Below are 12,416 nucleotides of genomic sequence, written 5' to 3'. Positions count from 1 at the left end.
CGCCCCAGCCATGGGCGCGGTTCAGCGACTGCGGCCGGCCATTTCGATTGCAAAACGCGCCGCCCCGCTGACGCCAGCGGCATCGTCGGTGATCAACCACAGCGGCGTGGTTTCACACCGGCTCTGCACGCCGGTCGCAGGTTGCAGGAAGCTTTTGAGGAATATCTCGCAGGCCGGGGTGCCGAGCACGCCCCGTGCCACGCTGCCGGCAAAAAAGATCCCCTGTCCCGGCATATAGGTCGGCACCAATTCGCGGGCAAAATCCCCCAGCAGCCGCGCCCAGCTGGTCACCGTCTCGGCGGCAGGGCTGTCGGCATCGGCAAGATAATCCGCGACGATCTGCGCGCCGCCCTCTGCCGCGACGCCATGCCACGCCTGATGATAGCGCACCAGCCCGCGCCCGGAGAACAGATCCTCATTGGTTGCAAAACCGGCAGCTCGCTCTCCAAGCCGTTCGACCAGACCACGCGCGACAGGCGCCGACAGGCTGGTATGGCCCATCTCGGCTTCGGCAGTGTGGCCATCCACCGACAAGGACACGTTGAAGCCGGTGCCAATGCCCGCCACCAGCGCCTGCTGTCCGCGCTGGTGTCCCGCCCGCAGCGACGACAGCTGGCCCGGGATCAGTGCGGGCAGCGAATGCCCGAGCGCGGCCAAATCGTTGATCACGTCAACCCGCGCGCCCTCGCCTAGCTGCAACTGTCGGCTCAGGTCCGCTGCCGTCCCCTGCCAGTTGCGGTTGGTCAGCTGATATTCGTTGCCATAGACAGGCCCCGCCACCGCGATGCAGGCACCGGCCAAAGGCGGCAGATCGGGCTGCGAGCAATAGGCTGCAAGCACGTCATCGAGACTGGAAAAGCTATCATTAGCAAAGCTTTGCAGCGCCGTGACGCCGATTTCAGGACCGGCAAGGGCCAGCCGCGTATTGCTGCCGCCCACGTCGCCAACCAGCACTGTCATGTCCGAGCCCATGTGCTCTGTCCCTCTGCATGTCCGATTTTTGCGAGACACTGCCGTATTCAGCGTCGAAATGCAATTCTGCGACGGTCATAGTTTTAGCGCTAACATAATGCAATATACTTGCCACGGATCGATGTTTTTGCACAGTTGGAACTGTCCGACCAGGAGCCACGATGACCGGCACAGATGATCCTCCCAGCCCCGCCGCACCGAAAGCGCCCGATGGGCTGACCCGCCGGTTTCGTGCCCGTCTTGCGGATCGGTTCGACAGCAGGATCGTCATGCCATTTGATCGCCTGCGGTTTCGTGCAACGCTCCGGCACCTGTCGGGGCCGCGTCAAATTCATCAACCGCGCGAAGCGGTTACCGTGGTCGCGCTGGTGCGGGACGGAGCCTATTACCTTGATGTTTTTCTCGCCCATTACCGCGCGCTTGGGGCGGCGCATTTCGTCTTCTGCGACACCGGCTCCAGCGACGGCACGCTGGCCCGGCTGGCGGCAGAACCGGATGTCACGGTGCTGCAATCCCGCCTGCCCTGGGGCCGCTTTGAAAATATCTTTCGCGGTTATGCGGCGCGGAAGTTTTGCGCCGGTCGCTGGTGTCTTTTCGCCGATATGGACGAAATCCTTGAATTCGAGGGGCAGGCGCAGCTCGGCCTGACCGGGCTGGTGCGCTATCTGGATCGGCATGGGTATAGCGCGATGATGGCGCAGATGCTGGAAATGTTTCCCAAGGCGCCGCTGCAATCGGTCGCGCAGCACGCCTACCCGGAGGTGCAGCAGAGCTTCTGCCACTACGACATCAGCGCGGTGCGCGCCCTGCCCTACCATGATCCGGCTACCGGGCTGGGGTTCTTCCTGTCCCAGAACCGGCTGCCAGATGCGCCCGCGCCTGCACCCAGAATGCAGTTCGGTGGCATTCGCGGCGCGGTTTTTGGAGAGAACTGTTGCCTCAGCAAACACCCGTTGGTTTTTGTCGGTGCAGACGTCGGCCCGGCGGTGCATCCGCATCTGTCGACCGGTGTGCAGGTCGCCGACACGATGGCAGTTCTGAAACACTATAAATTTGCCAATGATCCGATGGCGCGGGATCAAGCCTCCCTGTCCCGCGCGGCCATCTCCCATGGCGAGGATGCGCTGCGTGTTGCGGGCTTTGCCACGACGCCGGATCTCAGCCTATGGTCCGAAAAGGCTCAGCGCTATGACGGGCCGGAAACCGGGCCGCAACAGCTGCGCGAGGCCGGTTTCCTGCAGGTTTCCCCGCGTTATCTGGCGGAGAGCGCAGCATGACCCGAGATGTGCAGGATCCGCCGGTCGCCGCCCAGACGCCGCCGATTGTCGATGCTGTCGTCATCGGCCGCAACGAAGGGGCGCGGCTGCTGGCCTGCCTGCGCAGCCTGCAAGGTCAGCTGCGTCAGGTGATCTACGTCGACAGCGGGTCGACGGATGGGTCGGTCGCCGCGGCCGAGGCGCTGGGGGTAAAGATTGTCAGCCTCGATATGAGCGAGCGGTTCACCGCTGCCCGCGCCCGCAATGCAGGTCTGGCCCATCTCGACGGCGACTGTACCTATGTGCAGCTGGTGGATGGCGATTGCGAGGTGGTGCCGGGCTGGATCGCCAGCGCAACCGCGCGGCTGGAGGCTGATCCCCGGCTGGCGGTGGTCTGTGGGCGGCGGCGCGAACGTCACCCCGACAGCTCGATCTACAACCAGCTCTGCGATCACGAATGGGACACTCCGGTCGGCCCGGCGAAGGCCTGTGGCGGCGACGCCCTGATGCGGCTTCGCGCCCTGCAGGAGGTTGGCGGCTATCGCAACGACCTGATCGCGGGCGAAGAGCCTGAGCTGTGCCTGCGTCTGGCACGCGCGGGGTGGTCAATCTGGCGGCTGGATGCCGAGATGACATTGCACGATGCCCAGATGCTGCGGTTTTCGCAGTGGTGGCAGCGCAGCCGCCGTGCGGGTTTCGCCTTTGCCGAGGGGGCGGCGCTGCATGGCGCCGGTCCCGAACGCCATTGGGTTGCGGAAACCCGGCGGGCGCTGATCTGGGGCGCCGGAATCCCGGCCTTCATCTTGATGCTGCTGCCGTTTTCCGGTTGGGCGCTGCTATTGTTGCTGGTCTACCCGGTGCAGTTCCTGCGGCTGGCTACCCGGATGGGCCGTCGTCGCGCATTCTATTCCATTCTCGGCAAATTTGCCGAGGCACAGGGCGCGATGGAATATCACTGGCTGCGACTGCGGGGGCGCAAACGCGGATTGATGGAATACAAATAACTGCCGCCACCCCGGTCAGGCCAGATCCGGTCAGGCCAGTTTCCGTCAGGGGTGGCGCAGCCTGAGCGCGTGAAGCAGCTGACCCGGCAGGATTGCCAGACAGCGCAGATAGCGCGGACCCAGGCGGCGCGGGCTGCTCAGCGCCCGCCACAGCCATTCCAGGGCCAATCGGCGCACCCAGGCGGGCGCTCTTTTCTGATGGCCGCCCAGAAAATCAAGCCCCGCGCCAACTGAGGCAAAGCCGACCTCGGGCGCAAGAGCGCGACCACGGGCGGCCATGATCTCCTGTTTGGGGGCGCCAAGCGCCAGAAAACACAGGCCAATCTGCTTGCGCGCAAGCTCGCGCAGGATCTGCTCCGCAGCCTCGCTGCCGGGGTCAAAGCCCGTCGGCGGCGCGTGGCACCAGGCGATTTCAAGCCCCGGCACCTCAGCTTTCAATGCCGCGGAGGCATCCTGAAGCGCGGCTTCGGTGCTGCCCACAAGAGCAACAGGCACCCCGGCGCGCGCGGCCCAACGACAAAGCGGCAGCACCATGTCGGAGCCCGGCATCAGCGCCACCGGTCGTTGTGCCAGCCGTGACAGCCAGACAATGGGCCGCCCATCAGCCACCACGAAATCCTGTGCGGCATAGGCTTTCAGAAAGGCAGGCGAGCTGTGCATTTTCACCAGGTGATCCAAATTCACCGTCGCCAGCGCAAAGCCACGACGGGTCTGGAAATGCCCCATCACCGCCTGTTCCAGCCGCGCCGGATCGGCAATGTTCACATCAATCCGTGTGTCCCGAATATCAAAATACACCCGCATCCCCCCTCATGCGCCAAAAGCGACGCCCCTCTTCGATCACATGGCCTTGCATCTGTTTCAAGAGTTTACCTCAGAATACGAATGCGGGCGACAGCGCAGACATCTGGGGCTAAACTTATGGTCACGGGGGCAAATACAGGAGCGCAGGGCCGCACGCGATGCCAAATGCTTTGGCCTATCTTATGCTGATCGCCTGGCCGGTGATCGCATACAAACTGTTTCGGCGTCTGCCGTTGCAGCAGGCTATTCTTTGGTGCGTCATCGGCGGCTATCTGTTCCTGCCACCGCTTGCGGTGTTCGACCTGCCATTGGTCCCGGATATGGACAAGGATTCCATTCCGGCCGTCGTCGCTTTTGTGATCTGTGTCTATATCCTGCGTAAGCGGGTGGAGATCTGGCCCCGCCATCCGGTGATGCGGGCGCTTGTGGCTCTCTTTCTCGGTTCGGTCATTGCAACCGTGCTGACCAATGGTGACCCGATCGTGTTCCGCGTTCTTGAAAACGCCGAACCCATCGTCTTTCCGACCTATGCCCTGCCCGGGCTGCGCTGGCGCGACCTCGGATCGGTGATGATCAACCAGTTGATCGTCTTGCTGCCATTCTTTCTGGCGCGCCGCTACCTCTCACATCCCGACCAGCAGCGGCAGCTGGTGATGGTGCTGATGGTGGCCGGGCTGAGCTATTCGATACCCTCGCTGTTCGAAGTCCGGTTCAGCCCGCAGATAAACACCTGGGTTTATGGGTTCTTTCAGCATGATTTCAGCCAGACCATGCGTCAGGGCGGGTTCCGACCGATTGTATTCCTGCCCCATAGTCTGTGGCTGGCGCTGTTCGTGCTGATGTCAGTGCTGGCCGCAACATCGCTGGCCCGCAGTGCCGAAGGCCCGGACAAGCGACGCTATACCATGGCGGCGATTTACCTTTTTGCGGTGCTGATCCTGTGCAAGAGCATCGCCTCGCTGGTCTATGGCCTGATCTTCACACCCATTGTGGCGACGGCTTCCTACCGGATGCAGATGCGGCTGGCGCTGGCATTGGGGGTGGTGGCGATTGTCTATCCGATGCTGCGCAACCTCGGGCTGGTGCCCGTGGATGCCATCCTTGCGCAGGCCCAGGCCTTCAGTCCCGAACGCGCGCAATCGCTGGGCTTTCGGTTCACCAATGAGGCGCTGATGCTGGATCGCGCCGCCGACAAACCCTGGTTCGGCTGGGGCGGCTGGGGGCGCAATCTGGTACGCAACCTCGAAAGTGGAGAGATCGAATCGATCCCGGACGGTCGCTGGATCCTTGTCTTTGGTACCTTTGGCTGGGTTGGCTATATCGCGGAGATGGGCCTTCTGGCCGGGCCCTTGGTGCTGCTGTGGCAACAGATGCGCCGCCATGCGGCTGCAACGCTGTCGCCCTTTGCCGCGCCTCTGGCGCTGATGCTGGCGGCGACGCTGGTCGATATGCTGCTGAACGCGACGCTGACCCCGGTGACCTGGCTCTGTGCCGGGTCGGTGCTTGGCTATGCTGAGCGCCTGCGATACCCCGGCCTGTTCACGCCAAAACGGCAGCTGTTCGACGGCCATCAGGCGCTCGCCACCGCGCCGCTGGCCAAGGCACGGCGCAGTGTGCTGTGATGCCGCATTCTCTTCGCAATTCAGGCCGAATTGGACACAATCTGTCCCTATCGATACCGTATATATTTTGCAGGGTTCACACTGCGCACAGGGTAATCCGTCGGCTTGGGGGCCAGCGGGCGCACGCCCTGTTCACAGATTGGGGACCAATTCGTGCCACTGTTGCAAGACCTTTGCGCTCGCAGGGTCAGTGTTGTTGATTGGTTAGGGTTACGTCCGGGCAAGGCTCTTGTCTCGGACACATGGGTTGAGGACGATTGGGGCAATTGAAAACATCCGCGAAAACCACAGATCGCACTCCGTTTGACGCGTCACGCTACAGTGGCGATATCGCCATTGTCGGCATGTCGCTCTGCGTGCCGGGAGCGCAGTCGCCGCAGGCGTTCTGGCAAAACCTGCGTGACGGTGTGGAATCGATCAAACCCGTCAGCGAGCAGGATCTGCTGGCCGCAGGCGAAGACCCCGAGACGCTGTCCGACCCCAATTACGTCGCCGCTACCGCTGCGCTGGACGGCTACGCCGAATTTGACGCCGAGTTCTTTGGCTTCAGCCCAAAAGAGGCGGCCATTCTCGACCCTCAGCACCGCAAATTCCTCGAAGTCGCCTGGGGCGCGATGGAGGATGCAGGTCACCCGCCCGAAAGCCAGAACGGCCCCATCGGGGTTTATGCGGGCTGCGGCATGGGCAGCTATTTCTACTTCAACATCTGCTCCAATAAACCGCTGGTGGATGACGTGGGCATGTTCCTGCTGCGCCATACCGGCAACGACAAGGATTTCCTGTCGACCCGCGTCAGCCATGTCTTTGATCTGAAGGGACCATCGGTCAACATTCAGACGGCCTGCTCCACCTCGCTGGTGGCGGTGCATTATGCCAGCAAGGCCCTGCGCGAGGGCGACTGCGACATGGCTCTTGCCGGCGGCGTCACCATCGAACTGCCACAGGGCCGCGGCTACCTGTTCAAGGAAAACGAGATCCTGTCGCCCGACGGCCACTGCCACGCCTTTGACCACCGCGCACAGGGCACGGTCTTTGGCTCCGGTGCCGGTGCGGTTGCCCTGCGCAGGCTGGAAGATGCGCTGGCGGATGGCGATCATATCTGGGCGGTGATCAAAGGCTCTGCGATCAACAATGATGGCGCCGACAAGGCCGGCTATCTGGCCCCCTCGGTCGAGGGGCAGGCCAGCGCCGTGCGACAGGCGCTGCGCGCCGCCAAGACCCCGCCGGACACCATCGACTATGTCGAATGCCACGGCACTGGCACCTATCTTGGTGACCCGATCGAGGTCACCGCGCTGACCGAAGCCTACCGCGAAACCACCGCCGCCGTGGGTTACTGCCGTATCGGATCGGTCAAGACCAATATCGGCCATCTGGATACCGCCGCCGGCGTCGCCGGGCTGATCAAGACCGCCTTGTCGCTGCATCATGGTCAGATCCCGCCCAGCCTCGGCTATGAGGCACCCAATCCGGCGATTGATTTTGAAACCGCGCCTTTTGTGGTCAATGACCGGTTGCGAGACTGGACCTCGGTCAAGGGACCGCGCCGCGCTGCGGTCAACGCCCTCGGGGTGGGCGGCACCAATGCCCATGTCGTGCTGGAACAGGCCGCACCCCGCCCCGCACCGGAGGACAGCGATTTTCCGTTTCAGGTGCTCTGCCTCTCGGGCCATTCGAAGGCCGCGCTGAATGCCAATGCCAGTGCCCTGGCCGCGCATCTGCGCGCGAACCCGGATCTGCCTCTAGCCGATGTGGCCTATACGCTGAAGGAGGGCCGCCGAAGCTTTGCCAAGCGTCGCACCCTAGTCGCCGAAACCGCCGAGGAGGCCGCCGCGCTGCTTGAGGCGGGCGACCCCAGACGCGTGTTTGACCACGACAGCGCCGACCGTCCGCCGGAGGTGGTTTTCATGTTCCCCGGCGGCGGCGCGCAATATGCGGGTATGGCGCGGGATCTCTACGAAACCGAGCCTGTCTTTGCCGATTGGATGGACCGGGGCCTCGACCACCTTCAGGCGCAGCTGGACTATGACATCCGCGCGCTGTGGCTGCCGGAACCGGGGGAAGAAGACGCCGCCAATGCCCGGCTGCAACAGCCGTCGGTGCAATTGCCGCTGATCATGATCGTGGAATTTGCGCTGGCGCAGCTCTGGATCAGCTGGGGCATCCGCCCTGCCGCGCTGGTGGGACATTCGATGGGTGAAAACACCGCCGCCTGTCTGGCCGGTGTGCTGTCGTTTGAGGATTGCATCGATCTGGTGCTGCTGCGCGGACGGCTGTTCGACAAGGTGCCTGCCGGCGGGATGCTGTCGATTTCCCTTCCACTGGATGGGGTTGAGGCCCGGCTTTCGCCGGATCTGGACATCGCCAGCGTCAATGCCCCACGCCTCACTGCCGTGTCCGGCCCGCAGGAGGCGCTGGATGCGCTTGCGGCTCAGCTCACCGCCGATGAGGTGGATCACCAGCGGATCCAGATTGATATTGCTGCCCATAGCCGAATGCTGGAGGGCATTCTGGATGAATACCGCCAGTTCCTGCGCGGGTTGACCCTGACAGCACCAGGACGCCCGATCCTGTCGAACCGCAGCGGCCAGATCCTGACCGACGCCGAGGCCACCGATCCCGAATACTGGGTTGCCCAGCTGCGCAATACGGTCATGTTCGCCGCCTGTCTTGATACGCTGGCTGACGTGCCGAACCGCATCTATCTGGAGGTCGGCCCCGGTAAGGCGCTGTCCTCGCTGGCGCAGATGGCGCCGAAGATCAAACCCGGTCAGGTGCTCAGCTCATTGCGCCATCCCGAGCAGATGATGGCGGATGATGCCTATTTCTTTGGGGTGATCGGACGGCTCTGGGCCTGCGGGCTGGACGCCGATTGGGATCAGATCTGGGGCGATGCACGGCGTCAGCGCCTGCCGCTGCCAACCTATGCGTTTCAGCGCAGCCGCTATTTCATCGAGCCCGCGGCCCCGGCCCGCGCCGAGGCTGCCATCATCACCCCGGCCCGCCACGACCAGCTGTCGCACTGGGGATCGCGCCCCAGCTGGCGGCCCGCATTGGCAAGCTGCGACCTGGACGTCACCGGCGAACTGGATCAGCAGCCCGAAACCTGGTTGCTGTTTGAAGACGACGCCGGACTCTGCTCTGAACTGGCCGCAAGGCTGGATCAGGCTGGCCACCGGGTGGTGCGGGTGTGCCCCGGCGACACCTATGCGCAACTGAGCGAGACCCGCTATATGCTGGCGCCCGAACAGGGGCGCGCGGGCTACGATGCGCTGCTTGCCGATCTGGCGCTGGCCGATCTTCTGCCCAGCCGTATCGGCCATTTCTGGCTGGTAACCGAGGGCGAGACCTTCCGGCCCGGCGCCTCCTTCTTTGATCGCAATCTGGAGATGGGATTTTATGCGCTGACCGCGCTGGGGCAGGCTCTGGCCCAGATCGACCTACCGCAGCCACTGCATATGACAGTGTTTACCACTGGCGCGGCCCAGCTGCGCGACGAGCCGCTGCCCTACCCCGAAAAGGCGATGATCGCCGGCCCTGCCGGTGTGCTGCCGCGCGAAATTCCCGACCTTACCTGCGCCACGGTCGATATCGAACTGCCGCGCCGCCCCGGTGGGCTGCGGCGCTGGCTGGCGGAGGACCAGCCCGCGTCGATTGCGGATCGCCTGCTGGAGGAGCTGCTGGCGGAGCCTGCAAATGACACCGCACTCTGGCGTGGTGACAAGCGCTACACCCTGCGGTGGCGCCCTGTGGAGCTGTCGGAGGAGGATCAGATCACATCGTCACTCCCCGGCTTCCGCGAGGGTGGCACCTATCTGATCACCGGCGGCTACGGCGGCATCGGACGCACCATCGCCGCGGATCTGATGCAGAGCTATGGCGCCAATGTGGTGCTGATCTCGCGCGGTGGCCTGCCCCCGCGTGACCAGTGGGACAGCTATCTGAACCGCCACAGCCCGGCCAATACAACCGCCCAGCGCATCCGCGCCGTGATGGCATTGGACGCCATTGGCAGGGGCCGGGTCTTGCCGCTGGCAGCCGATGTCTGCAACAGCGAACAGATGCGCGCCGCCGTCGCCAAGGCCGAGACCGCCTTTGGCCCCATCACCGGTGTCATCCATGGCGCAGGCCAGATCAATGACGCGCCGGTTCTGGCCAAGACCGAGGACGACATTTCCCAGGTGCTCGCCCCGAAAGTCAGCGGGTTGCGGGTACTGGACGCCATTTTCGGCACCGACACGCTGGAGCTGATGGTGCTGTTCTCCTCCTCCTCGACGGTGACGCGCCCGATCGGCCAGGTCGATTACGTCGCCGCGAATGAATATCTCAACGCCTTTGCCAAGCACCGCAGCGGTGCCGGGGCTGCGGGCAACACAACCCGTGTCGTTGCCGTCGATTGGGGGGTCTGGGCAGATGTCGGCATGGCGGCAGATGCCATTGGCGCCCGCCAGCAGGAGGTCGGTGATGATCCGATCCCCTGTGATCAGCCGTTGTTTGACAGCCGCCAGTTTGCCCCGGATGGCGGGGTGCTGTTTCATCGTCGGCTGAGCAGCGACCAGTGGATCCTTGATGAACACCGCACCAAGGATGGCACTGCATTGATCCCCGGCACCGGCTACATCGAATATGCCGCCGAGGCACTTGCCGAACTGGGGCATGAGGCGCCTTTTGCCCTGCGTGATCTCTATTTCCTGCGCCCGCTCGTGGTCTCGGAGACAGCCCCCTGCGATATGGTCGTGCGGCTGCTGCCGGTCGAGCGCGGTTATGAGTTTGCCGTCTACAGCCGCACGGCGGAGGGCTATGCCCTGCATGTTCAAGCGCTGCTGGAGACGGATATCGCGGCGCGGCAGCCCGGTCGGCACCCCCTGCCCGATCTGCTACCGGTGGCCATCGAAACGTCACCCTGTACCAAGCGCGAACGGCTACGGACACCACAGGAGGCGCATCTGAAGTTCGGCCCGCGCTGGCATGTCCTGCAACAGATGCGACAGGGGACGGGCGAAGGCATTGCCCGGCTGCAACTGCCGGCCATCGCCGCCAAGGACGGCACGCTGCTGCCACCCGGCCTGATGGATCTTGCCACCGGATGGGCGATTGACCTGATTCCCGCCTATCGCGGTGCCGCGCTCTGGGTGCCGGTGTCCTATGACGGTATCGAGGTCTTTGCTCCGCTGCCCTGCGACGTGCTCAGCCATATGCGGCTGATGGACAGCGATGCGACCAGTGCCCGGTTCGACATCACCCTGACCACCGAAGATGGCACCGTGCTGGTTGAGGTCCGGGGCTTTCAGATGCAGCAGCTGCCCGGTGCAACCAAACTGGCCCCGGCAGAGGGAGCAGACGCCAGCGGCGCGGATCTGGGGCTGGCCGCATCGCCGGGCGCACAGCCGCTGTCGCCCGAGGAACGCCGACTGCATCGCAATATCAGCCAGGGCATCCGCGCCGAAGAAGGCCCGGACGCGCTGCGCCGGGCGCTGGCGACTGGCCTGTCGCAGGTGGTGGTATCCTCCCTCGCGCTGCCGGATCTGATGGCACAGGCCGATCAGCCTCCGCAGCAGGCGCGCGAGGACAGCCAGAGCTTCGAACGGCCACAGCTCGACACCGACTACCTCGCCCCGCGCAACGCGGTAGAGGAGGAGATCGCGGCGCAGTTTGCCCGGCTGCTTGGGGTGGCGCAGGTCGGGGTCGACGACAGCTTCTTCGACCTTGGCGGCCATTCCCTTGTCGCGGTCCGGCTTTTTGCACAGATCAAGCGCAGCTTTGGAGTCGATCTGGCTATTTCCACCCTGTTTGAGGCACCCTCCGTCGCGAGGCTCGCCGAACTGGTGATCGCCCGCACCGGCGGCGGCCTCACCACCGAAACCTCTGCCGACCACACAGGCACGCCCCAGGCCGAGACGCCGGCATATACCCATCTGGTGCAGCTCCACCCCGGCGATGGCACCGGGCGACGGCCTTTCTTTCTGGTGGCCGGCATGTTCGGCAACGTTCTGAACCTGCGCCATCTGGCGCTGATGGTTGGCAAGGACCGCCCGGTCTACGGGCTGCAGGCCCGTGGCCTGATCGGCGACGACGCCCCGCATGACCGGCTTGATGCGGCAGCCCGCGACTATCTCGCCGAAATCCGCAGCATCCAGCCGGAGGGGCCTTATCTATTGGGCGGGTTTTCCGGCGGCGGGCTGACCGCCTATGAAATGGCCCAGCAATTGCGCGCCAGCGGCGAAGACACCGCCGCGCTGATCCTGCTGGACACACCGTTGCCGATGCGACCTGAGTTGAACCGCCGCGACAAGGCGCTGATCAAATGGGCCGAGCTGCGCCACAAGGGCATCGGGTATCTGGGCGAATGGATCGGCAATCGCATCGCCTGGGAGATCGAAAAACGCCGGTATGCCGCCAGCGAAGACAGCAGCGCACCGGTGTTCAACAACCGCAAGGTCGAACTGGCCTTCCGCGCCGCCTTGCCCGCTTATGAGCTGCGCCCGTGGAGCGGACCTCTCACATTGTTCCGCCCGCCGCTTGATCGCCATTGGCAGGTCTCGGCAGGGAACTGGGTCAGCCGCGAGCGCGAATATGTCTACGACGACAACGACTGGACCCGCTGGGCGCCAGCGATCGAGGTCGTCGAGGTGCCGGGTGATCACGACAGCATGGTGCTGGTGCCCAACGTCAGCGTGCTGGCAGGCGAGGTCAAGGCGCGGCTTGATGCAGCCGACGCCGCCGCGCTGCGCCAAAGCGCGCCAAAGGCGGCAGAATGA

The 12,416-nt window shown here is 64.2% G+C and carries 6 protein-coding genes; 4 read left to right on the top strand and 2 right to left on the bottom strand.

The features are described 5' to 3' along the window. Positions 1 to 21: 21 nt before the first annotated feature. Positions 22 to 972: a glucokinase gene (locus WLQ66_RS01580; RefSeq protein WP_340544544.1), complete on the bottom strand. Its 951-nt coding sequence runs from the start codon at positions 970 to 972 to the stop codon at positions 22 to 24. A 161-nt stretch (positions 973 to 1,133) separates the two neighbouring features. Between WLQ66_RS01580 and WLQ66_RS01575 the strand changes: the two genes are divergently transcribed. Continuing rightward, positions 1,134 to 2,249, top strand: coding sequence for a glycosyltransferase family 2 protein (locus WLQ66_RS01575; protein WP_340544542.1), 1,116 nt, complete (start codon positions 1,134 to 1,136; stop codon positions 2,247 to 2,249). Then, positions 2,246 to 3,232: a glycosyltransferase family 2 protein gene (locus tag WLQ66_RS01570; protein WP_340544540.1), complete on the top strand. Its 987-nt coding sequence runs from the start codon at positions 2,246 to 2,248 to the stop codon at positions 3,230 to 3,232. Before WLQ66_RS01575 ends, WLQ66_RS01570 begins: the two co-directional genes overlap by 4 nt. 45 nt (positions 3,233 to 3,277) lie before the next feature. Here WLQ66_RS01570 and WLQ66_RS01565 read toward each other — a convergent pair whose 3' ends face one another. Then, the gene (locus WLQ66_RS01565) at positions 3,278 to 4,030 is read right to left on the bottom strand and encodes a WecB/TagA/CpsF family glycosyltransferase (protein WP_340544538.1); all 753 of its coding nucleotides are present in this window, start codon (positions 4,028 to 4,030) and stop codon (positions 3,278 to 3,280) included. A 164-nt stretch (positions 4,031 to 4,194) separates the two neighbouring features. Here WLQ66_RS01565 and WLQ66_RS01560 point away from each other — a divergent pair, with 164 nt between their 5' ends. Both WLQ66_RS01560 and WLQ66_RS01555 read left to right on the top strand, forming a co-directional pair. Further along, positions 4,195 to 5,658, top strand: coding sequence for an O-antigen ligase family protein (locus WLQ66_RS01560; RefSeq protein ID WP_340544536.1), 1,464 nt, complete (start codon positions 4,195 to 4,197; stop codon positions 5,656 to 5,658). Positions 5,659 to 5,924: 266 nt separating this feature from the next. Next, positions 5,925 to 12,416 carry a type I polyketide synthase gene (locus WLQ66_RS01555; protein ID WP_340544534.1) on the top strand — a complete coding sequence of 2,164 codons (6,492 nt, stop codon included), beginning with the start codon at positions 5,925 to 5,927 and terminating at the stop codon, positions 12,414 to 12,416.

The sequence above is a fragment of the Phaeobacter sp. A36a-5a genome, assembly GCF_037911135.1.
Classification (GTDB): Bacteria; Pseudomonadota; Alphaproteobacteria; order Rhodobacterales; family Rhodobacteraceae; genus Phaeobacter; species Phaeobacter bryozoorum.
Note: the sequence above shows the minus strand (reverse complement) of the source record. Positions and strands in the feature narration are given on the sequence as shown.

Excerpts from the sequence above, each read along its gene's own strand:
- WLQ66_RS01575 (WP_340544542.1), top strand. The coding sequence starts at position 1,134 with ATGACCGGCACAGATGATCCTCCCAGCCCCGCCGCACCGAAAGCGCCC.
- WLQ66_RS01560 (WP_340544536.1), top strand. The coding sequence starts at position 4,195 with ATGCCAAATGCTTTGGCCTATCTTATGCTGATCGCCTGGCCGGTGATC.
- WLQ66_RS01570 (WP_340544540.1), top strand. The coding sequence starts at position 2,246 with ATGACCCGAGATGTGCAGGATCCGCCGGTCGCCGCCCAGACGCCGCCG.
- WLQ66_RS01580 (WP_340544544.1), bottom strand. The coding sequence starts at position 972 with ATGGGCTCGGACATGACAGTGCTGGTTGGCGACGTGGGCGGCAGCAAT.